Annotated in this window: 19 protein-coding genes; 3 read left to right on the top strand and 16 right to left on the bottom strand. The window is 65.2% G+C overall.

The window, feature by feature from the left end:
* Nucleotides 1-13: 13 nt before the first annotated feature.
* The 3 genes from PHP91_RS01540 to PHP91_RS01530 all read right to left on the bottom strand — a co-directional run bounded on the left by PHP91_RS01540 (nucleotide 14) and on the right by PHP91_RS01530 (nucleotide 5,107).
* Entirely contained in the window at nucleotides 14-1,753 is a 1,740-nt protein-coding gene (locus PHP91_RS01540) for an HD domain-containing phosphohydrolase (protein WP_300135862.1), read from the bottom strand.
* A 24-nt stretch (nucleotides 1,754-1,777) separates the two neighbouring features.
* Complete coding sequence (locus PHP91_RS01535) at nucleotides 1,778-2,158, bottom strand: response regulator (RefSeq protein ID WP_300135860.1); 381 nt, start codon at nucleotides 2,156-2,158, stop codon at nucleotides 1,778-1,780.
* Between the two features lie 231 nt (nucleotides 2,159-2,389).
* Nucleotides 2,390-5,107, bottom strand: coding sequence for an ATP-binding protein (locus PHP91_RS01530; protein ID WP_300135858.1), 2,718 nt, complete (start codon nucleotides 5,105-5,107; stop codon nucleotides 2,390-2,392).
* Nucleotides 5,108-5,372: 265 nt separating this feature from the next.
* On the opposite strand from PHP91_RS01530, the gene PHP91_RS01525 reads away from it, so the two are divergent.
* Nucleotides 5,373-8,195, top strand: coding sequence for an SIS domain-containing protein (locus PHP91_RS01525; protein ID WP_300135856.1), 2,823 nt, complete (start codon nucleotides 5,373-5,375; stop codon nucleotides 8,193-8,195).
* Between the two features lie 429 nt (nucleotides 8,196-8,624).
* Here the strand turns inward: PHP91_RS01525 and PHP91_RS01520 are convergent, their stop codons facing one another.
* The gene (locus tag PHP91_RS01520; RefSeq protein ID WP_300135854.1) at nucleotides 8,625-9,272 is read right to left on the bottom strand and encodes a response regulator transcription factor; all 648 of its coding nucleotides are present in this window, start codon (nucleotides 9,270-9,272) and stop codon (nucleotides 8,625-8,627) included.
* 449 nt (nucleotides 9,273-9,721) lie between these two features.
* On the opposite strand from PHP91_RS01520, the gene PHP91_RS01515 reads away from it, so the two are divergent.
* Together PHP91_RS01515 and PHP91_RS01510 are read left to right on the top strand one after the other, a co-directional pair.
* On the top strand, nucleotides 9,722-10,696 hold the full coding sequence (locus tag PHP91_RS01515; RefSeq protein ID WP_300135852.1) for an ABC transporter substrate-binding protein: 975 nt from the start codon (nucleotides 9,722-9,724) through the stop codon (nucleotides 10,694-10,696).
* A 2-nt stretch (nucleotides 10,697-10,698) separates the two neighbouring features.
* The gene (locus tag PHP91_RS01510; RefSeq protein ID WP_300135850.1) at nucleotides 10,699-12,048 is read left to right on the top strand and encodes a histidine kinase; all 1,350 of its coding nucleotides are present in this window, start codon (nucleotides 10,699-10,701) and stop codon (nucleotides 12,046-12,048) included.
* Nucleotides 12,049-12,304: 256 nt separating this feature from the next.
* On the opposite strand, the gene PHP91_RS01505 is transcribed toward PHP91_RS01510, so the two are convergent.
* The 12 genes from PHP91_RS01505 to PHP91_RS01450 all read right to left on the bottom strand — a co-directional run bounded on the left by PHP91_RS01505 (nucleotide 12,305) and on the right by PHP91_RS01450 (nucleotide 22,162).
* A complete protein-coding gene (locus tag PHP91_RS01505) occupies nucleotides 12,305-12,622 on the bottom strand; it encodes a TIGR03905 family TSCPD domain-containing protein (RefSeq protein WP_300135848.1) in 318 nt (105 codons plus the stop codon).
* A gap of 25 nt (nucleotides 12,623-12,647) precedes the next feature.
* Entirely contained in the window at nucleotides 12,648-13,511 is an 864-nt protein-coding gene (locus PHP91_RS01500; RefSeq protein ID WP_300135846.1) for a YitT family protein, read from the bottom strand.
* Entirely contained in the window at nucleotides 13,483-14,448 is a 966-nt protein-coding gene (locus tag PHP91_RS01495) for a DMT family transporter (protein WP_300135844.1), read from the bottom strand. Before PHP91_RS01495 ends, PHP91_RS01500 begins: the two co-directional genes overlap by 29 nt.
* Before the next feature lie 567 nt (nucleotides 14,449-15,015).
* Nucleotides 15,016-16,482 carry a sigma 54-interacting transcriptional regulator gene (locus tag PHP91_RS01490; protein WP_300135842.1) on the bottom strand — a complete coding sequence of 489 codons (1,467 nt, stop codon included), beginning with the start codon at nucleotides 16,480-16,482 and terminating at the stop codon, nucleotides 15,016-15,018.
* 96 nt (nucleotides 16,483-16,578) lie between these two features.
* Nucleotides 16,579-16,845 carry a hypothetical protein gene (locus PHP91_RS01485; protein WP_300135840.1) on the bottom strand — a complete coding sequence of 89 codons (267 nt, stop codon included), beginning with the start codon at nucleotides 16,843-16,845 and terminating at the stop codon, nucleotides 16,579-16,581.
* Between the two features lie 17 nt (nucleotides 16,846-16,862).
* Nucleotides 16,863-17,876: a DMT family transporter gene (locus PHP91_RS01480; protein ID WP_300135838.1), complete on the bottom strand. Its 1,014-nt coding sequence runs from the start codon at nucleotides 17,874-17,876 to the stop codon at nucleotides 16,863-16,865.
* A gap of 107 nt (nucleotides 17,877-17,983) precedes the next feature.
* On the bottom strand, nucleotides 17,984-18,565 hold the full coding sequence (locus PHP91_RS01475) for a hypothetical protein (RefSeq protein ID WP_300135837.1): 582 nt from the start codon (nucleotides 18,563-18,565) through the stop codon (nucleotides 17,984-17,986).
* A gap of 66 nt (nucleotides 18,566-18,631) precedes the next feature.
* Nucleotides 18,632-19,063: an OsmC family protein gene (locus PHP91_RS01470; protein ID WP_300135835.1), complete on the bottom strand. Its 432-nt coding sequence runs from the start codon at nucleotides 19,061-19,063 to the stop codon at nucleotides 18,632-18,634.
* Between the two features lie 26 nt (nucleotides 19,064-19,089).
* A complete protein-coding gene (locus PHP91_RS01465; protein ID WP_300135833.1) occupies nucleotides 19,090-19,422 on the bottom strand; it encodes a DsrH/TusB family sulfur metabolism protein in 333 nt (110 codons plus the stop codon).
* Between the two features lie 12 nt (nucleotides 19,423-19,434).
* Nucleotides 19,435-19,833, bottom strand: coding sequence for a DsrE family protein (locus tag PHP91_RS01460; protein ID WP_300135831.1), 399 nt, complete (start codon nucleotides 19,831-19,833; stop codon nucleotides 19,435-19,437).
* A gap of 12 nt (nucleotides 19,834-19,845) precedes the next feature.
* A complete protein-coding gene (locus PHP91_RS01455) occupies nucleotides 19,846-20,127 on the bottom strand; it encodes a DsrH/TusB family sulfur metabolism protein (RefSeq protein WP_300135829.1) in 282 nt (93 codons plus the stop codon).
* Nucleotides 20,128-20,272: 145 nt separating this feature from the next.
* A complete protein-coding gene (locus PHP91_RS01450; protein ID WP_300135827.1) occupies nucleotides 20,273-22,162 on the bottom strand; it encodes an alkaline phosphatase family protein in 1,890 nt (629 codons plus the stop codon).
* Nucleotides 22,163-22,253: the final 91 nt, after the last annotated feature.

The following is a 22,253-nucleotide window of genomic DNA, read 5'->3' as shown; positions in this document are numbered from 1 at the left end:
CGGTCGAAACGGGCTAGAGTCCGGCGAGGTTGCCGATCTCGGAGAGGTGGTTCACGCGCGTGGACCTGACCCGTTCGGACAGGCTCTCCACCCGTTCCACATGTTCCATGAAGAAGTGGACAAGGTGGCTGTCCAGCTTGCCCTCCGCGGCCTCGCGGGACAGGATGTTCATGGCCTCGCTGCGGGTGAAGGCGGGCTTGTAGTGCCGCTCCTGGGTCACCGCGTCATAGATGTCCACGATGGCCATCAGCCGGCTCTGGGGCAGGATGGCGTCGCCGCGCAGGCCGTCCGGATAGCCCGAGCCGTCCATGCGCTCGTGGTGCTGGCGGATGATGCTCAGCATGTTGGTGAACCCTTCGAGCATGGGGATGTGCTGGAGGATGCGCTCGCTCTCCGCCGGGTGGCGCTGGATTTCCTTGCGCTCGTCCGGGGTCAGGTTGCCGTAGTCGAGGAGCAGGACCTCCAGTTCATCATCGTAGAGCAGCGGGAAAACGTCGTCGCCCGTCTTCCAGACCCGGCCGCCCAGCTCGCGGACGTAGTCCAGCTCGGCCTTGTCCGGGGCCATGGCCCGGTTGACGCTGCGGACGCGCTCGAAGGCCTCGCGCCAGTCGAAATCGCTGGTCTGCCCCAGGAGGCGGAACCGGGCGCGGATGACCTCCATGCGCCGCTTGGGCAACCGCGTCTTCTTGGTCAGCACGTCCTCCTTGATGCCGATCTTGCCGACGTCGTGCAGAATGCCGGAGTAGAAGAGCTCGCGCAGGTCCTGGTCGGAAAAACGGAGGTCCGGAAAGCCTGGGTCGCCGCCCAGCAGCGAGGCGAAGGCCACCACCAGGTGCGCCACCCGCTCGGAGTGGCCCGCCGTGAACGGGTCCCTGGAGTCGATGGCCTCGGCCAGGGCGCGCAGGATGGCGTTCATGAGCGTCTGTACGCCCTCGAAGTTGAAGGCGTTGCTCACGGAGATGCCCGCCACGGACGCCAGGGTGGACAGGCTCTTGCTGTGGGCCGCCTCGAAAAGCCCTTCGTTGTGCGAGGCGAGCAGGAGCATGCCCTCGCACCGGTTGGGCGAGGCTATGGGGATGAGGGCCATGGAGCCCAGGCCCGCCAGCTCGCCCTTCCAGCGCTCGTCCGCGCGCAGGTTGTTGACGATCTCGCCCTTGCCGCTCCCGACCACATCCCGGAAGAGGAGGCTTTCGGCCACGGGCTGGAGGTTGGAGCCGAAGGGAAAGCCGAACTGCACGGCCAGCCGGAACTGGCTGGAGCCCGGTTCGGAAAGGAAAATCATGCCGTATTCGCCCGGATAGTTCTCCCGGCGGCATTCGTTGATGAGCGCGCCCACCACGTCGCGCATCCTCAGCGAGGTGTTGATGGCCGGAACCGAGCGGTGCAGCAGGGCCAGTTCGCGATACTTGGACAGGGCCTCGTCGGCGATGGAGCGGCGGGCCTGTTCCATGTCCAGCAGCTCCTGGAGGGAATAGACGGCGAACGCAAGGAGCCTTTCGCAGCGTTCGCGGTCCGCCGGGTCGTTCAGGCGCAGCAGCAGTTGGCCCCGGTGCAAGGCGTCGAACCGCAGGGGCGCGCCGATCACGTCTTCCCGCTCCGCCCCGAACCCGTCAAAGGAAGCCGGGCCCTCCACCATCAGGACCTCGCCCTCGTAGGCGATGGCCAGGGCGCAAGCGCAGTCCGCGAGATGGACCGCCTTGTTCAGGAAGTTGCTCAGGACCTTCGGGCGTATGAATTTCTTCAGCGGCGTCATGGGAGGCGTCAGCGTCGAGTCGGGTTAGAGGTCGAGCAGGTCCTTCGAGACCTTGAGGATCTCGTCCGGATCAAAGGGCTTGGTCATGTACATCTTGGCGCCGAGCTCCAGCCCCTGCTTGCGGTCGACCTCCTGGCCCTTGGCCGTAAGCAGGATGATCTTGACGTCCTTGAGGGACTCGTCCTCCATGACGATGCGGCAGACCTCGTAACCGTTCATCTTGGGCATCATGATGTCGAGAAAGACCAGGTCCGGCCGCTCGTTCTGGATGAGCTCAAGCCCCTCCTCGCCGTCGGAGGCGGTCAGTAGCTCCACCCCGAACTCGTCCTCCAGCTCTTCCAAGGTCTGTTCCAGGAGCATCTTGATGTGGACCTCGTCGTCCACGATGAGAATCTTCTTTTGCATCCGTTCCTCCTCATTCAGCGCCGTTGCGTCCCACGGTTCCGACGCAACGCATGATCCGTATCGCATGAAACCGGGCAACACCGCAACGGTAACGACGCCTTATCACATGGAATATCACACCGCCCCCCATCCGGCGTCCACTGGCGCGGGGACCGGGCTTCACGGTACGGTTGACCGTAGCACCGAACCCTTCGCATGAGAAGGCGATTATATTCCCGCCGGGAAAACGGCTCAGGAGGGGCGGACGGACGGCGCCGGGGAGTCGGCGGCGAGGGCGTCCGGCAACAGCAGGACCTGCACGCCCGGCAGGGAGCAGATGTGGGTCAGGTCCACCTCGCCCGCCTGGGACCTCGGCACCAGGACCGTGCCGGCAAAGCCCCGGTCCAGCAGGTCCTGCAGGTCGCTCGCCGAGCAGAGGGTCACGCCATCGCCCTCCAGGCAGGCCAGGATGCCGGTCCGGGCTCCGGCAGGCCCGCCCAGGACGAGCATGGGGCGGCAGACGCCCCCGTCGCCGAGCAGGGCGCGGACCGCGTCCACGAAGGCGTCGCCGTCGATGGGCTTGAGCAGCACGGCGTCGCCCAGGTCGGCGTTATCGCCCAGCGCCGAGATGACGATGATCGGGATTCGGGTCAGGGCCGGGTCCCCCTTGAACCGAAGCATGGTCTCGCGGCCGTCCATGCCCGGCATGAGCAGGTCCATGGTCACGAGGTCGGGGATGCGGCGGGCGGCCTGATCCAGGGCCTCCCGGCCGCCGGACGCGGTGCGCACGCCGTATCCGGCCCGCTTGAGGATCATGGAAAGGTGTTCGCGCATGGCGGGGTCGTCGTCCACCACCAGGACCAGGCGCTTGCCGTCGGGCGCGGCCACGGGAAGGGCCACATGCATGGCCGTGCCGCGCCGGCCGTCCGACTCGGCCCAGATGGACCCGCCGTAGTGCTCGACGATCTGGCGGCTGATGGCCAGGCCCAGGCCGGTTCCCGACGGCTTGTGGGTCAGGGTGTCCCCCTGGGGGACCTGGTGGAACTTGTCGAAGACGTGTTCCAGGTTGTCGTCGTCGATGCCGCAGCCCGTGTCCTGGACGCAGATGCGCACGCGCCCCTGCTCGTCCAGGTAGAGGTCCAGGGACACCTCCCCCGCCTCGGTGAACTTGGCCGCGTTGCTCAGGAGGTTGATGAGGACTTGCTGAAGCCGGTCCGGGTCGAAGTGGACCGCTGGCACGCGGTCGAACCGGCGGACCACCAGCTTGACCTCCGGGCGGGCGGAGAACATGCCGCTGGCCGCCTCCATGGCGCTGCCCACCGCCTCTGACGGGTCGACCTCCATGAACCGCCACTTCTCCCGGCCGGACTCGATGCGCGAGAGGTCGAGAACGTCGTTGATCAACCGGGTCAGCCGCTTGCCCTCGCTGCCGATGATGTCCAGGTTGGCCTCGATGCGCCGTCCCAGGCGGACCTGCTCCGCCCCCCCGGCCAAGGGCATGAAGGTGCGGGAAAAATCGCGTTTGATCAGCTTGGAGAAGCCAAGCAGCGAGGTCAGCGGGGTGCGCAGCTCGTGGGAGACGGAAGAGAGGAAGGAGGATTTGAGCTTGTCGAGCTCCATGAGCCGCCGGTTGGCCTGCCGAAGTTCCATGGCCTTCTCCACCAGGACCTTGGTCCTCTGGCGGACCAGGTCCTCCAGGTCGGAGGCCATGGACGCCATGTCCATGTCGTGCCTCTTGTGCTCGGTGACGTCGCTGATGATGACCACGGCCTCGCCCCGGCCGGTGTGGTAGATGTTGACGGTCAGCCAGGCCCCGTCGCCCATGGGCTCCTCCAGCGGCGGCCCGGCGGTGCGGAAGTGGGACAGGTGCGCCGTCACCCACTCCTCCTCGCGTCCCATGGCGTTGATGAACTGCCCGCTCTCGGCCAGCAGGCGGAGCACCTGCTCGATGCGCATTCCCTCGCGCAGGGAGACGGAGGCCCTGTCGGCCACGTCGCGCATCTGGCGGTTGGCCAGCACCAGGCGGCCCCGGTGGTCGTAGAGGGCAAACCCCTCGGAAATGGAGTCGATGGCCTCCATGAGCCGGTCGCTGGCCACGGCGGCCGCGCCCTCCAACTCGCCCACCAGGGCGGTCATCCGCTCGGCCATGACGTTGAGCGACTGGCCGAGCTGGCCGAACTCGTCGTGGCTGCGCACGGGCACCCGAGCCTCAAGGTTGCCCAGGCTCAGTTCCGTGGCCGCGTCGCTCAGCCGGACCACGTTCCGGGCCACGGTGCGGTTGAGGACGTGGATGATGCTCCCGGCCAGGAGCAGGGCGAGGAGCACGCTCCCCACCAGCCCGTGCTTGACCATGCGGCTGTAGCGGCCAATGGCCTCGTGCGCGCTTTGGGCCGTGTCCGCGGCGGAGATGGCCAGTTGGTGGACCTGCGAGGAGAGGTGGAGGTAGTCGGCGTCCATCTCGCCGGTCATGCGCCGGACCTCCGGGCTCCCGGCCCCGGTCAGGCTGACCGTGTCCGCCAAGACGCGGAAGTGGGTGGAATAGCGGTCGAGCCCGTCGTGCAGCTCGGCCAGCCGGGCGGTGGAGGCGGACCGGCCCTGCCGGACGCCCGAGAAGCGCTCCATCTCCTGGAGCCAGACCACGTTGCGGCGGGCGTCGCCGATGCGTTCCGTGAATTCCGCGGCATAGGCGGATCGGGCGGCCTCCACGCCCAGATCGCCCAGGCGCAGGATGAAGTCGCGCTCGGCCTGGCGGGCCAGTTGCAGGCGGGAGTCCACCTCCAGGGCCAGGCGCTGCATCCGCATGGAGTGGGCCACGATGTCTCCGGCCTTCTGCTCCAGGACGCTGAGCGCGACAAACCCCATGGCCGCCACGAAAAGGATGAGGGCCAGCATGGACCCCAGGGCGGCCGCGAACTTGCGGACGACACCCATGGACCGCCACGTGGTGAATACATGCTCGATCAGACTCATGTCCCTGTCTGACTCCCTGCGACATGCCCTAAAATGCCGCCGCGCCGTACAGCCGCCTCCCCTGGCGCCTGAATCCGACAATCCCACGCAACTAGACCATAAGCAAATTCTTGTCCAGTGCGTATGCCAAGGCGCAATCCCTCTCCCCCTCTTTTCTTGCAATGCGGGGGCATCTACAGTAATTCTGAGGCCGCGCGGACGGCCCGTCCGACGGTCGCCGACGCCCTCGCCAACGAACGCAACGTCCATCAGGAGCACGTATTCAATGTGTGGCATCGCTAGTTTCCTGAGCAACCGGCAGTGGGTTCTGCCGGCCGACACCGAGTGGCTCGCGCCCCTCGAATCCGCCTTTGCCGACGCCCTTGCGGGCGACATCGAGGACGCGGCGGCGCCCCTGGGCGAACTCGCCTCCCATTTCCACGATCTCATGTCGTTCGGCCTGCACATGGCCGCCGTGTCCGACCCCGGTGTCCGGGCGCGGCTCGACGCCATCCGCGAAAGCCTGCGCAGGCTGCGCAACGCCGCCGCCGTCAAGCTGGAGCAAGGCCCGCGCACCGACGCCCTCGAAGCGTTGCGCGAGTCCCTCGACGACTACCTCTGGCAGCTCGACCGCGAGATGCTCCGGAACATCGACCGCACCCTGGCCATCATGCCCGGGGCCGTGCGCGCCGACACGGCCGCGCGCGACCGCCACTTCCTGGCATGGTCCACCGAGCTGGTCCTGGAATCCCTGGACAAGCTCGAAGTGCGCGGCCGGGACTCGGCGGGCATCGCCGTGGCCTTCATCCTGCCCGCGGAAGGAGACCCGGAGCTCCGGCTGACCGCCGCCCAGAAACAGGAGCTGGCCGACCGCTGCCACATCGCCAACGCCGACACCCGCCAGGTCCTGGTGCGCAAGCTCGACGACGGCCGCACCGCCTGCCGCTTCCTCTACAAGGTGGCCCAGCTCGTGGGCCAGCTCGGGGACAACGGCGCGGCCCTGCGCGCCTTCATCGCCTCGGACGACCTGCTCTGGGCCATGGCCGAGGGGCTCTCCACCGTGAACATCATCGCCCACACCCGCTGGGCGTCCAACGGCATCATCTCCGTGCCCAACTGCCACCCCGTGGACGGGCTGGTGGAGGGCGACGTGTCCACCGGCCTGGAAAAGACCATGTTCGTCCTCAACGGCGACGTGGACAACTACCGCACCCTGGTGGAGGAGACCGTCCTTTCCAAGGGCGCGTTCATCCCGCCCGTCATATCCACGGACGCCAAGATCCTGCCCGTGCTCTTCCACCTGGACGCGCCCCAGCAGGAGAACGCCGAGGAGCGTTTCCGCAGCGTGCTCAGGCGCTGCGAGGGCTCCCTGGCCGTGGTCATGCAGAACCTGAACGACTTCGACTCCCAGTTTCTGGCCCAGAAGGGTTCGGGCCAGTCCTTCTACGTGGGCCGCACCGACGACGGCTGGCTGGTGGCCAGCGAGGCCTACGGCATGGCCGCCCGGGCCCGTTCCTCCTATCCCATGGCCGTGCATCACCAGGGCGGCGTCTCGGTCATCCTGCGCGACACCGACCCGGCGGGCTCCGCGCCCGAGGCCCGCTACCTGGACGGCAGCGGATCGGCCCCGCTCAAGGAGGAGAAGATCGAGATATTCTCCCGCGACATCTTCCGGGGCGAATACGCCCACTACATCGAGAAGGAAGTGCACGAGGCCTCGGAAAGCGTGCGCAACACCCTGCACGGCAAATACCTGCGCAGCGGCGGCGAGGTGACCTTCCTGCCCGAGGGGTTCGGCAACGGCCCGGCCCTGGTCGAGCGGGTCAAGCAGGGCAAGACGCCCATCGCCCGCATCATCTGCGTGGGCCAGGGAACGGCCGCCGTGGCCGCCATGGCCGTGGCCCAACTGCTCCGCCGCTCGCTGAGGGGCAGCGGGCTCTCCATCGAATCCTACACCGGCAGCGAGCTGATCGGCTTCATGGGCGACGAACCCATGGACGACGTCCTGCTCATCCCGGTCTCGCAGTCCGGCACCACCACGGACACCAACCGGGTGGTGGACCTCTGCCGCGACCGGGGGGCCTGGGTCAACTGCATCGTCAACCGGCGCAACTCGCCCCTGGTCCAGAAGTCCGACTCCTACATCTACACCAGCAACGGCCGCGACGTGGAGATGGCCGTGGCCTCCACCAAGGCGTTCTACTCCCAGGTGGCCGCGGGCAAGCTGCTCTCCCTGTGGCTGGCCGACGTGCTGGGCACCATGAACGCGTCCGCCGTGGCCCTGGACATGGACGCCCTGGAGCGGCTGCCCGGCGCCATCGACACGGTGCTGGCCGGCAAGGAGGCCATCGCCGAGGTGGCGAAGAAATACGCCCCGGTGCACCGCTACTGGGCCCTGGTGGGCAACGGGGCCAACTGCACGGCCGCCCAGGAGGTGCGCATCAAGCTCTCGGAGCTGTGCTACAAGTCCATCCCCTGCGACGTCACCGAGGACAAGAAGCACATCGACCTGTCCACCGAGCCCCTGACCCTGGTCATGGCCTCGGACCTGCCGGAGATGGTGGTCACTGACACGGTCAAGGAGACCACGATCTTCAAGGCGCACAACGGCTCGCCCATCGTCTTCTGCGCCGAGGACGAGACCCGTTTCGACGCTGTGGCCGAGGCGACCATCAAGGTGCCGCGCGTGGGCGGCGGGCTGGACTTCGTGCCCGAGACCGTGGCGGGCCACTGGTGGGGCATCTCTGCGGCCAAGGCCATCGACGGCCACGCCGAGCCCTTCCGCAAGGCGCGCGTCCTGCTCGGGGCCATGATCGAAAACCCGGCCAGGTGGGACCGCACGGCCCTGCTCACGGCGCTCAACGCCTGCGTGGACCGGATCGCCTCCGGGGCGACGGACTCGGCCCTGCCCGCGCGGGTCTCGGCCTCCCTGGCCAACTACATGCTCTGGCTGGTCAACCAGTCCCCGGCCGTCTGCGCCGGCGAGGCGCGGCTCCCGGACGTCCTGACCATCCTGAACAAGGCCATCGAGGAAATGACCCGGCCCATCGACACCATCCGCCACCAGGCCAAGACTGTGACCGTCGGCATCAGCCGCCCACAGTGCTAGGCGGATTTGTGGGTAAGTGATAAAGCTGTTAACAAAAGCCGCTCCGGCCGCCGTGAGGATGGCGGCCGGAGCGGCTTTTCATGTCCAGGCGTCCTGCTCATTTTGCCATGACTTCCGGGCGAGGGCCGGACAAAGGCCGTTCTTTGGCGCATAGGCATGGCGGCCTTCCCCGAATGCTTCTCACATGATGCGCGGGACTCGGGAAGGCCCGGACCTGAGACGGAAACATCTCCGACCCGGCGGGAAGTAGGCCACGAACAGGTCCGACAATGGGGGGGCGCCCCCCCTGGCGGCGATCGTCCCGGGGCGGCGATTTTCCCGGACCTGATGGCGGTGGCGTCGACAGCGCCCATCATCGAGGGAAACGCCCTCGCCGAGGAGTCACATGGCGGCGGCCTGGGAGCGTTGCCGGGAACAACCGGAAGCGGATCAGCTCCCCTGGGCGCGCCCTTCCATTTTCAAAAGAAGCTCCTTGGTGCTGCCGACCCCGAGCTTCCGGAATATGTTCGTCTTGTGGCGCTCGACCGTCCGCTCGCTGATGTAAATCCTTTTTGCCAGATCCTTGTTGCTCACCTCTCCGGCCAGCATCAGGTCCAGCAGCTCCCGCTCCCGACGGGTGAGAAGGCCGAAGGGCCCCTCCATGTCCTGGCCGGGCCCCTCCACATATCCCTTCATCACCTCCCCGGTCACCTCGGGGCTGAGATAGGACTGCCCGGCGAGGACGCTGCGTATTGCACGCAATATCCCTTCCCCATCCTCGGATTTCACGACATAGCCGTGAGCCCCCGCCTGGAGGGCTGACCGCACGTAAGATCCCGAGGAGTGCGCCGACAGCACCAACACCCTGGTTCCGGGGGCCAGGGAGTGCGCGGCCCCGATCACCCTGGTCCCGTCCACGCCGTCCATCTGCATGTCGACAAGCAACAGATCGGGCGGGTCCATCTGGAGTTGCCGGATGGCGGCTTCACCTGTGGGGACCAGGCCACAGACGACGAGTTCGGCGTCGTTTCCAATGAGGCTGTTAAGCCCCTCCCGGACCAATTCGTGATCGTCTACAATAAGAATCCGTGTCGGCATGGTTCCCAATCGCTGCAAGAAGTTCTATGGGGGTCGCGTCGCCGACACGATTGGCAACGCGTATCAATGGGCTTAGATCTTTTCCCGCCTCCAAGCAATTGAGAATCTCACTCAACTCCGCAGTGCTCATCCGTGCGGCCTGGAACTGCTCCTCCAGCCATGCGACAACGACCGATTTCCTCATACTGGGCATGCCCCACCTCCTTCTGCGGACAAATTACTATAGGCGGCTGTTCATTTCATACGGAATCAGCACGCAAACGGTACGCTTCGCACCCGTACAAAAATTGAGGGTCATGACGGAGCAAATGGGCCTTATGAGCGCAATTATACTTATAATTACAGGATGTAATATTAGCACGTAGACCGCTACGTGATAGGGGGGTTTCTATTGCCCTCGCTTATTCATTATTATAAAATTTATGAATCAAACCGATAGGAGATCTGATATGAAAAAAAGCTATATTATCGCGTTATTGTCCATCATCCTACTCGCCGGGACGGCCCACGCCGATCCCGCCAAGTTCACCTTCTCGGCAGGCGCGGGAGCCATGTCCGGGGCGGTCAACGTCGCCGAAAAGAAGGGGTTCTTCGAACAGGAAGGGATTCGGGGAAGCGTCGATGCGTACAACAACGGCCAGGTCTCTTTCGAGGAGTATCTCGCCGGCAAGGATGACGCGGCAACGACCGGAACCATCAACGTCATCCTCACGGACTTCGACATCACCAAGCACCGCCTCATCGCCAACCTGGCCTACACCGACAACCAGACCAAGCTCCTCGCCAAGAAAAGCGCAGGCATCACCAAGATCGCGGACCTCAAGGGCAAGCGGATCGGCACGGTCCGGGCGACCACCGCGCACTTCTACCTTTGCAGGTTCCTGGTCCTCAACGGCATCCCCGACGCCCAGGTCAACATCGTCTATCTGACCAAGAAGGAGCTCCCCGACGCCATCGCCAAGGGAGAGGTGGACGCAATCTGCCAGCACGGCATGCCCATCGAAAACGCCAAGAAAAAGCTCGGGGACGACTGGGTCATCTTCCAGGACAACACGATCATTCGGAAATGCTGCCTGCTCATCGTTCCCGCAGACACCATCCGGCATTCTCCCAAGACCATCGACGGCGCCCTCAAGGCGATCATCCGGGCCAACGGCTTCATCCGAACCAACACGCAAGAAAGCGTGGAAATTATCGCCAAGGCCAAGAAGTATCCCGTGGAAGTCATGGACCAAAGCGTCAGGGAGGAAATGGACTTCAACGTCACCCTCGAGCAGTCGCTGCTCCTGACGCTGGAGACAATCGAGCAGTGGGCCATCGACAACAACCTGGTCAGCCGCACCAAGCCTCGCAACTACCTTGATTTCATTGATTACAAGCCGCTGGAAAGGCTCGACGAAAGCAAGGTGACCATCATTCGGTAGCCATGAGGATCAAAACCCGGCTCGTCATTCTCTTCTCGGTCGCGGCGGTCATCTTGATCGCCTCGCTTGCGGGGACCATGATTGCCGACGTCGCCGTGGAAAAAGCCCTGAGGTCCAACCAGAAGGCCTACAACATCGTCAGCGAGGTATCGCAGATCAACCGCCTGGGCACGGAGATCAGCTCCAGCGGCCTCCCGCGCATCCGGCGGCAGTGGCAATGGAAGATGTCGGCCCTGCGGAAGGCTATCGGCGAGTACGAAGGAGATTCGGAAACCGTCACGTCGATGATCCGGGATTTGGACCAGTTGGAACCGACATTCAAGCAGATGCAGAAGATCATCGAGCTGGAATCCACGCAGGGCTTCACCGGCAATTTCTCCGGTGCGAAATTCTACAGCAGGAACCACCTCACGGTCCTGCTGCACGCCCTCTCCTCGAAGGCCCACAGGATCGCGACGGAGAATCATCGCAGGATTCTGGAGCTGCAGTCCCAAAAGGACACCTTCCTCATCTTCGTGTGCGCCGCATGGTGCCTGGTCGCAGCGCTCTGGGTCGTCTCGCTGTGGCGAGGCATCATGCACCCCATCCGCAACCTCATCGAGGCCATCGGCGTGGTCGGGGACGGAGATCTGACCCACAGGATTCCGGCCCAAAGCAACAGCCATGAGATGAACAACCTCATCCTCTCCTTCAACGGCATGCTCGATCGCCTTCAGGATCTCACCGTATCAAGGCAGAAGATCCTCGAAGCCACGGAAAACGAACGGGCGAGAATCGGCCGCGAAATGCACGACGGCGTTTCGCAGACCATGGTCGGCATCCGGTTGAAGTTGAACACCATGGCCGCAACCGGGAAAATGGAAAGGGAGCAGTTCTCGGAGATTGAGCGCCACCTGAAAACGGTCCAGAAAGAGATTCAACGGATAGTTTCGGACCTCCGCCCGGCCATCCTGGACGACATGGGGCTGACGGACACACTGGTCTGGTTCGGCAAGGAGTATTCAAACGGCCTGTCCATCAACGTCGACATCGCGGTTGAGGAAAAGGACATCCCCGAGGACTTGCGCACCCCCATCTTCCGCATCGTCCAGGAGGCCACCCACAACGCAATATCCCATGGGAAGGCCCGGACCATCCACATTCAGCTCACCCGCCAGGACGGGATGCTGAATCTCTTCATCGAAGACGACGGCGTCGGTTTCGACCCTGCCCGCATTACGCACGGCAACGGGTTGATCAATATCCGCGAACGCACCAGGGCCTTTAACGGCGAGGTGTCCATCGACGCCATGGCCGGCAAGGGGTGCTGCATTATAGCCTCATTCCCGCTCAAGGGCTCCAAGGCCCGCTAGCCTCCCTTCCCAGAGCAGCGGCATTGGCCGCTCCGCCTCCGTTCCCGAGGCCCGCCCCGCCGGAAGTCCGTCCGGCAGAGGATGGCCGCCGGGCGTCCGGCAACGGCGACGTCGGTGCGCCCGGCGACAAGCTCGGCCGCTTCCTTTATGGGGGGTCGCTCCGCATCATGGCCTTCGAGCCCGGGCGGCACGACTCCGGCGCGGTCCGGGTGCGCCCCTGGAATCAGGTCGGCGTGTTCGACACCGCGCCGAACCGCTAGCGGCCGTTGCCGCCCCCGGCGTTGCGCAGGGCGGCGCAGAGCTGGGCCGCGCAGGAGGTGCCCTTGCCGCCGCAGGTGATGTCGCCGAGCTTCGCCAGGACGTCCTCGACGCGCATCCCCGTGACCAGCGCGGACAGGGCCTTGAGGTTGCCGTCGCAGCCGCCCGTGAAGCGGACGTAGACCAGGCGGCCGTTTTCCACCGCAAAGCGGATCATCTTGGCGCAGACGTTTTCGGGAACGAAGATTTCCGCGTCCTCGGGGACCTCGACCCGGGGAGCGGCGCAGGGCGTGGGAGTGAGCTGGAGGGATTTCATGAGTCGTTTCTTCGTCGGTTGAAGGTTAGTATTCCTTGCGCAGCCCAAGCGGGCCGCCGATGACGCTGAAGGTGTTCTCGACCACGATGATCGCGTCGGGGTCGATGGCGAAAACGTCCTCCTCCAGCGAACGCAGGCGCAGCCTGTCCGTAATCGAGAGCACCATGTCCACGTTGATGCCGGAGTAGCCGCCCGCGCCGGGAAAGACCGTGGCGTGCTGCTGGCGCACGTGGGTGATGTTGTGCGCGATCTCCTCCCCTTTCCGGGTCAGGATGCGGACGGCCTTGCGCTGGTTGAACAGCGAAAGCACGTATTCCGTGACCACGGAGCTGATGAACAGCATCACCAGCGAGGCCACGATGATGTCCGGGCTGAACCGGTTGAGGGCCGTGAGCATGACCAGGGCGTTGACCAGGAAATAAAACACGCCGATCCGCAATCCGTATTTCCGGTTCAGGATCACGGCCAGGACGTCCAGGCCTCCCCCGCCGCCGTAGGTGCGCAGGATCAGCCCGGCCCCGGCCCCCATGAAGGCGCCCGCCGCGATGGCCGAGTATATGTCCGCCCGGATGCCGAAATCGCACTGCACGTAGGCGGTCAGCAGGGCCGTGGTCAGCATGCAGTAGAGATTCAGGAAAAAGAAGCGTCGGCTCACGCCCTTCCAGGCCAGCACGAACATCGGCACGTTCAGCAGAACGTACCAGCGCGGGAGCGAGAGCTCCGGCGCGACGTTGTTGCCCACCACGGCCAGGCCGTAAAGCGCGCCGGGAACGAAATCATGGTGCACGGCGATGCCGTTGTAGCCGATGACGTACACCACCGACCCCAGCGTCAGAAGAAAAAGGTTCCAAGCCAGGGTGTCAGTAAACGACCGCAGTTGCATTTTCATGTTCCACTCCTCCCTTGCCGGTCGATTTGGGAGCGCCACCATAAAGAGCAACGAGTATGCCCGCAAGGATTAATGCTCCGCTCAGGACCTGGGTCCTGTTGACCGGTTCGCCGATGACGAGCCAGGCGACGAGCGCGCTGACCGGCGGCAGGGTGTAATAGAACAGCATGGCCTTGGGAGCGCCGAGGATCTGCACCGCGGCGTTCCAGAACAGGAAACAGAGGACCGAGGCGAACACCGCCAGATAGACCAGGGAGACCGCCACGTCCTCCGAGATCGGCGGCAGGACGAACCGGCCGCCCGTCTCCCACAGGTAGAGCGGGACCAGGCAGAGCGTGCCCAGCAGGCTGATGGCGAGAAAGAGCGTGGTCTGGCTGAGCTTGCCCGCCACCTTGTTCACGGCGGTGTTGTAGACCGCCGACATGCAAGCCGTGGACAGGATGAGAAGATCCCCCGGGGTGAAGCGCAGGGCCAACAGCCGTTCCAGCTCGCCGCCGGTGACAAGGTAGGTCACGCCGAAGCTGCTCACGGCGATGCCGAGATACATGCAGCGGCCGATGCGCTCCTTGTAGAGGAACTGGGCCGCCAGAGCGGTCAGGAGCGGCGACAGGGTCGCGATCAGGGACATGTTCAGCGTGTCCGTGGTGTGCCCGGCCAGGAAGACGACCGTGTCGTAGAGGGAGATGCCGGTCAGGGCGAGCAGGGTCAGGACCTTCCAGTGGCGTAGCACGGCCGCCCGCTCGCGCCACAGCGCCCGCCAGCCGAAGGGCAGGAAGATCAGCGTGGCCAGCACCCACCGCAGCAGATTGATGGTGGCCGGAGCCATGGCGTGGGCCAGCCCGCGCGCGGCCACGAAATTGCCGCTCCAGAACAGGATGCCCAGGATGATGAAGAGGTACCCCGCCCCCTGGGTCACGGAAAAACGGCGAAAGGTCATGGTGCTGATCTCCTTGAAATATGGGCCTGCCGGGCGGGAGCCCGTACAGGCCAACCTTCCTCCGGAAAAGGCTGGACGCAGCTTTTCCGGGCGAAGGACGTCGGTCCGGAAGTGTCGTCGAGACGGACGGCCTTTGGGAGGGGGGGCTGCGCGGGGGAGGGCTTGCCGACCAATCGCCTCCGGAGCCGGAGGCTGACGGGTAAGGAGGTTGCAGGCCGAGCCTGGTCGGCGAATCCCGTGCGCGAGGTCTCGGAGGAAGCTGATGGACCGCCCCCCGGTTCCCAAAGACTCGGCCGATGCGGGCGGCGACGCCGCGCGCCCGGCCTCGTGGCACAACTGGTTCTCCCTGAAGCACAGGGTGTGCCATAGCGTTAACATGCTATAATTTAATGATAATTAGAGAAACGCCGCCGCATTGGAGACTGACGGGGCGCGACGCTGGTGTCGCGCCCCGCCTCGATTGCGGCCGAAAACGTTGGCTGGAGGGGAATTGGCGGTGTGCGACGCCGATGTCGCCATACGACATGGATGTCGCACGCAGCCCGTCGCCGGGCGGGGGAAGGCGGCCTACAAGCCGTGCTTTTTCAATTTTCGCTGCATGGTTCGCATGTTCAGGCCCAGGTCGCTGGCCGTCAGGCCCTTTTTCCAGTGATTGCGTTCGAGGGCCTTGAGCAGGATGTGGCGCTCAACGGCGTCCATGCTCTCCTCAAGCGAGGCGCAATCCTTGGCCAGGGCGAGGGTTTCGTCCATGCCGCCGCCCGCTTCGGCCCGGATGCCGAAATCGCTGAGCACCACCTCGCCGAAGGTGAGGTAGCGCTCCAGGACGTTTTGCAGCTCGCGGATGTTGCCGGGCCAGTCGTGGGCCTCGAAGGCCGCGCGGACCTTGGCCGGGATGCTGTACACGCTGGATGGCTTGCCCAGGTAGCGGGACATGAACTCCGAGACGAGCAGCGGCAGGTCCTCCATCCGCTCCCTAAGCGGCGGCACGCGCAGGGGCAGGACGTGCAGCCGGAAATAGAAATCGGAGCGCATGCGCCCCTCGCGGACCATCTGTGCCAGGTCGCGGTTGGTGGCGGCCACCAGCCGGAACCGGGAGGCCTGGGCCTCGCTGCTGCCCACGGGGTGGAATCGCTTGCTCTCCAGTGCGCGAAGCAGCTTGACCTGCAGGGAGAGGTCGATCTCGCCCACCTCGTCCAGGAACAGGGTGCCGCCGTCGGCCTGGGCCAGGTAGCCCTTGCGGTCGCAGGTGGCCCCGGAAAACGCGCCCTTCTTGTGGCCGAAGAACTCGCTCTCCATAAGGTTGGCCGGGATGGCCCCGCAGTTGACCGGCACGTAGGGGCCGCGCAGCTCGCTCAGTTCGTGGATGGTCTGGGCCACCAGGTCTTTGCCGGTGCCGGTCTCGCCGAGGATGATGACGTTGGCGTCGCTCTTGGCCGCCATGGAAATCAGCTTGACGACCTCCTGCATCTCCTGGCTCTTGCCGATGATCCTGCCGAACCGGTACTGGTCCTCCATGGTGTTCTGGAGCCGCTGGTTCTCCTGGATCAGCTCGTATTCCCGGAGCTTCTGGGCGCTGATGTCGATCATGATCCCCTCCAGGTAGAGGGGCGCGTCATGCTCGTCGTACACGCATTCGCCCTGGTCCCAGATCCACTTGACCGTGTCGTCGTCCAGGCGGACGCGGTAGTACATCTTGTAGGGACGGCGGTCCAGGATGGCGCCGTCCTCCTCCCGGCGCATGCCGGGCAGGTCGTCGGGATGCGCCAGCGTCTCCATGACGTTGGTTTTCTGGTCGGTGAAGAACTCGGGGGCGACCCCGAAGAGATCGACGCACCCCTGGCTGACGAACACCAGGGTGGGATTCAATTTGGCGTCCAGGGAACAACGGTAGGCCATCCCAGGGAGATTGTTGAACAATCGCGTCAACTGCCGCTGGCTCCCCAGCAACTGCTTCCTGATCTCCTTGAAGGAGGCCAGTTGCGATTCGAGCAACCGGCACTGCTGGTACAATTCCTCGTAAGTCGGCTCGCCCATCATACCTCCCCGGAAGACGGCGCACGCGGCGCTGGCACGTCAATTATGTCGTCAGTCTTTTCTCCGCAAGCACTTTCCCACGTCCCGGCCGGTGGTTCAGCGCGCCCGGCGCAGCCGGTCCAGCCCGTATTCGGAGATGCGGTAGACGGGAACCAGGCCGCCGTCGCCGTCCACGTAGGAACTCTCGTCGTTGAGGATGCCCACCGCCTTGAGGGACATGAGGTGCTCCCGCACGGACTCGATGGAGCAGTAGCGCTCCCCGGCGTAGTGGTCGCGGATGAGGTCGTGCACGGCCCCGGGGTTCAGGGCCTCGCCCCGGCGGAAGCAGTCGGCCACCATCATCTTCATCGGCATCTTGCTCATGCGAACTCCTTTCCTTGCTATTTGGTGCAGCGCAGGCAGGCCATCTCTTTGGGATTGCCCACGACCAGAACCATTCCGGTGGTGATGACCAGCGCGCCCACCACGATGGCCGTGGTGATCTCCACCTCGGTGAACACGGCGGAGAAGAGGATGCCCCACAGGGAATAGGTGATGTTGATGGCCATGGCCCGGCTCACCCCGGTCATGTTCATCGCCCGGTACCAGCACAGGTAGGACAGGGCCCCGGTCAGGGCGGCCGCCGGGAACACCCAGCCGATGGCCCCGGTCAGGGCCGGGACGAAGAGCGCGTATCCTCCGGCCAGGGGGACCACCACCAGGAGGTAGACCGTGGCGGAGGTCAACTGTCGGACGTTCAGGGCCACGGCCGGGTCCAGGAGGTCCATGCCCGAGGTGGCGAGCACGCCCTCGACGCCCCACCCGAAGGTGGCGACCAGGGCGAAGGCGATGCCCAGGTAGAATTCGTTGCCCAGCGACCCCTCGGGCGGCGTGTAGCCGACGATCACCCCGCCCGCCACGCACAGCAGCAGGCCGAACCAGGCGCGCGGGGCCACCTTCTCCTTGAGGAACACGGCCGCGAAGACCGAGGCCACGGCCGGGTACAGCGCGGTGATGGGCATGACATAGGCCGGGCCGGCGAACTTTATGCCGAGCATGTACGAGGACATGGCCACGGGCCCGCCGAAGAGCGCGCCGAGGATGACCGGCCGGACCGCCTTGGAGCGCAGGGTCCGCCCCAGCTCCCGGAGTCGGCCGGTGGCCCCGTTGAAGCACAGCAGCCAGAGGGCGCTGAAGGTGTCGTGCAGGGCTCCCACGGTCAGCGGGGCCAGCAGCCAGCACGCTTCGTCGAGCAGCAGGGGCGAGGCGAAGGCCAGGCTCAGGATGACGCCGTCGAGGCCCCAGGTGATGCCGGAGAGCAGGGCGAAAACAAGCCCCCTCTTGGCGAAGGACAGGTCCTGCCTGAGTTTGAGGTCCGGGGCGGACAAGGCGGTCCGGGCGGTCATGGTGGTCATTGGGTTTCGGCTCTCCGGCATGTCGGGTTGTGGTCGGGACGAGGGGGCCGGCCGCGCGGCCGGCCCCTTCCATGCATCACCGCCGGGCGTCGGCGGGATCGGTCGGACTAGGCGCAGTCGTGCTTGTCCCACGGCTCGCGGGTGTCGCGCTGGAGGGCGGCCTCCATGCGGCCGATGGCCTCCTTGAGCTTGGCGATCTCCTTGAGCTTCATGTTCGGGTCCTTGAGGGCCTGATAGAGGATCGCGCCGGTGCAGTCGGCGGGCACCGCCAGGTCGGCCACGTAGCAGATGGTGGCCACGACATCGGCCGCGCGGACGCTGCGCGCGATGCTGTCGGCCTTCTTGTCCATGCCCAGGCCGCCCAGGTACAGGGACTTGCCCGCGGCCAGGGCGATCAGGGTCCGGCGGTCGGTGGCGTCGGTGACGGCGGCCATGGCGGCCTCCAGCCCGGCGGGGTCCACCGCGCCCAGGTCCACGATGGCGAAGGTGCCGTCGTCCTCGAAGACCTTGGCCACGCCGTCGGCGGCCACGGCGGCCGCCCCCTCGATCTTGGCGGCCTCGGCCACCGCTCCCTCGGGATTGAAGTCGGCGAAGGACACGCTCTTCTTGAGGAACTTCTGCATCACGGAACCGGCGGCGTTGGCGTCGACCTCGCCGCAAACGATCAGAACAACTTTCTTGTCAGCCATTGTATTTCTCCTTGTTGGATGGGCATTGCGCCCGTGTCTGGATGTCCGGGTTGCGGGACGGGGCGGCTAGACCGCCTTCATCTCGATGTTGTAGTCCACCTCCATGCCCTCCTCGAGGGAGTAGGTCAGCAGCGAACCGTTGAGCATGTTGTCCTTCACGGTCTCGAAGACGGCGCGGTCCTTCTCCTCCAGGCCGACCTCGACGTGGATATCGAGCTCGACGTAGCGGGTCCGGTTGACCTCGTCCTTGTCCTTCCTGGCCGTGGCCGAGGCGGTCAGGGACTTGACCTCGACGTTGTTGCGCTTGAAGGCGTTGGCCATGGTGTTGCAGTAGCAGGACAGGGCCGCCACGCAGAGCATGCGCGAGCCCATGGACTCCTGGTTGCGCTCCTCCGGGGTGATGGAGGAGAAGTCCATGATGATCTCGGGCACGGCCTTGGCCCCGACGTTGAACTTGTCCCTGTTCTCGTCCAGGCGCTCGAAGTAGACGGTAGACATGCGTCTTTTCCTCTTGGCTATCGATGTTAAAAGTAGTTGACGGTTTCCATGTCCTCGCAGATCCCGGCCACGTCCGAGGCCGGGATGACCTCCACGCCGTCCGGGACGGACTCGGGCGCGATGCCGCGCTTCTCCAGGTCCTCCTTCACGACGTAGACGTCGCCGTCCTCGGCGAGCAGGTCCTTGAGCAGCGAAGTGTGGTAGCCGGGGTTGCCGATGGCGCACCAGACGCCCTCCTCGGCATAGACGAGCTTGGCCTCGAAGCCGTTCTGGTGGCAGGCCCAGGCGGCGCGGATGCCGAGGGTCCCCTGCTCCACGCCAAGGGGCTTGGCCACGACGAAACAGACGGAATTCAGCATGGTCCGGCTCCTTTAGTGGCCCACGGACAGCAGCGCGTCCGAGGTCATGAGGTACTTGGTGAAGGAACCGCCCACGTCGCCCCACTTGACGCCCTCGACGTACTCCCGGGACTCGATGCCCCGGGCGTGCTCGTTGGTGTGGCAGGTGGAGACGTCGCCGCCCCTGCGGATGATCTCGGCCAGGCGGTCGAAGCTCTTGGTCGGCTCGATGTGGTCCACCAGGCGGGGCTGGATGTGCAGGTCGCCCTCGATGGGGGTCTCCTTCTTGGAGAGGTTCACCGCGTTGCCGAAGAGGTACATCTGGACCTTGTGGCCCTTGTCCTGGACGGCCAGGGCGAGCCTGGTCGCGAATTCCGCGTCCTCGTTCTCGGCCGCGCCGGAGAGGAGCATGATGGTCAGTGTCTTGGACATGTCGGCATCCTCCTACAAAGAGACGATCTTCTCGTCGCCGCCCAGCAGCAGGTCGGCGATCTCGTCGTAGTCGACCACCTCGCAACTGTCGCTGAGCTCGATGTTCCTGGCTTCCAGCGAAGACTTGTTGACGTAGATGTCCTCCACGCCCAGGCCTTCGAGTCGACTCTCCCAGTAAGCGGCGCCGAATCCGACGCCGTCTCCCGCCAGGAGCAGGGCCTTGTCCTCGTCGCCGCCGATAAGGGCGATCCGGTCGAGAATCCCTTCTTCCGGCTTGTTCACGAAAAAGAGCATGTGTCTCTCCCTTCGTTTCCTTCCCGCCTGCGCCCTGTCGCCCTGGGCCGCGCGGGAACCGTTGCTGGTTCGGCGACATCCCCCCGGTCGGCCCGGCCCAACGGGCCGAAGTTCCGTGGACCGGTCCGACCGGGGGGTTCGTGATCTATCTGTCGTGATCCTCGAAGATCTGGTAGCAGATAGCGCCTTCGGTATCCGCCGGGACCGGGTTGCCGGTGGCGTAGCAGAAGGTGGGCACCACGTCGGCCAGCCAGCGCGGCCGGTCGTAGATGTTGTCCTTCTTCACGCCGGGGCCGCGCCAGATCATGACGTTCTTCAGCGATCCGCATCCGGACTCGCCGGTGGGGAAGCCGTAGCCGTGCTCGGCCATGTATTCGGGCTTGAGCACGTAGACCACGTCGCCCGCCTGCTCTCCGCCCATGCCGAAGACCTTGGCGTCCTCCTTGGGAATGGCGCACATGACCGGGCGCTCGCCGGTCTCGGGATGCTTGTAGTCGTAGAGGGCGTCGATGATCTCCTTGCGCACCTTCTCGTAGTCCTCGTCCTCGACGATGCCGCCGGGATACTTGGACTTCAGGTTGACGTAGACGAACATGTAGCGCTGGGGCACGGCCTTGGACTTCTCGGGGACGAGGTCGTAGTTGAAGCCCTCGGACTCCTCCCACACGGAGCCGGCCTTGTCCGCGCTGCGGGGCTCGTAGGCGGTCAGCCCGGCCTGGGCCAGGGCCTCGGCGGTGTTGAGGATGGGGCCGATGGGCGTCGCGCCGTGGTCGGAGATGACGCAGGTCAGGGTGTCGTCGCCCAGGTATTCCATCAGGGTGCCGAGCAGCCGGTCCTCGATCTGGTAGATGGCGCGCTCCATGTCGAAGGCGGGCTTGCTCACGGCCGGGTCGTCGCTGTCCATGGCGTGCAGGTAGCCGTGGTAGAACCAGTCCACCAGGTGGGAGTGCATGTAGAGCAGATCCCAGTCCGGGTTGTCCTTGATGAGGGTGGTCATGACCTCGGCCAGCCACTCGGAGTGGAACCGGCCCAGCTCCAGCACGGTCTCGGCGTCGATGACGCCGTTGGCCATGCTGACGTAGCCCATGTCGTTGGCCAGGATGTTGCGGGTGAAGTCGACGTTCCTCAGGGCGTCGTCGGGCGAGCAGTAGCCGTGGGTGCCGGTGATGCCGGAGATGTAGAGCTTGAAGTCCTCGGCGTCGTCGGAGAGCTCCATCAGCTTGCAGCGGAAGAAGCCCCGCTCCACGCGGCCGTCGGAGGCGATGGGGAACTCGCCCTCGACCACGTCCGACCACTCGCGCACGCGGATCTTGAAGAAGGCCTTGGAGAAGTCCTTCTCCGGGCACAGGGCGAAGATGTCGTAGCCGTCATCCCCGGATTCCCAGGTCAGGCCGTACCAGGTCTGGGGCTTGAGGGGATCCATGGCGTGGGCGAACTCCATGCGGATCGCCATGTCCAGGGGCTCCCGGCCGGCCACGGCCTCGGGCAGGTTCTTCCAGCCCTTGGCCTCGTCGAAACGGGCCTGGACGCCGATGGGATAGAAGTCCGTGGCCACGCAGGACTCGGAGCACAGGCACTCGCGGTGCTCGTAGCCCTCCATCTGCCACCGGGCCTCGGCCGCGGAGAGTCCTTCGCCCTGGACCATGACGCCGTTCTTCATCTTGGAAGGCCAGGAGGTCGGGTAGTTGACCACGATGGACTTCTTGCCCGCCTTGTCCCAGGCGTCCCAGATGGTCTCGGCGGTGAGCATGTCGGAGCCGAAGGCCTGGACGCACTTGGAGAAGTGCAGGGACTCCCCTTCGTTGTAATAGTAGTAGTCCTCGACGCCGTGGGTGCGGGGATACGCGCCCGTGCAGATGGTGGCCCAGGAGGGCGGCGTCACCGTGGGCATGTTGAAGCCCTCGGTCATGTAGGTGCCCTCTTCCTTGAACCGCTTGAAGTTGGGCAGCGCGCCCTCCTTTATCAGGGCGTCAAGGCGCTTGGGGATGGCGCAGTCGAAACCGAGCAGTGCGACCCTCTTTGCTTGATGAGTCATAATTTTCTCCTTTAATTACAGCTAGTTATCTTTTTCGCTTCGCGTGAGGGGAGGCTCCGGCAGCTTGGGCTGTCGGCCGGCCGGAGCCTCC

Source organism: Pseudodesulfovibrio sp. (assembly GCF_028692895.1).
Taxonomy (GTDB): Bacteria; Desulfobacterota; Desulfovibrionia; order Desulfovibrionales; family Desulfovibrionaceae; genus Pseudodesulfovibrio.
The sequence above is the reverse complement of the archived record's forward strand: the minus strand, read 5'-3'. Positions and strand labels throughout refer to the sequence as shown.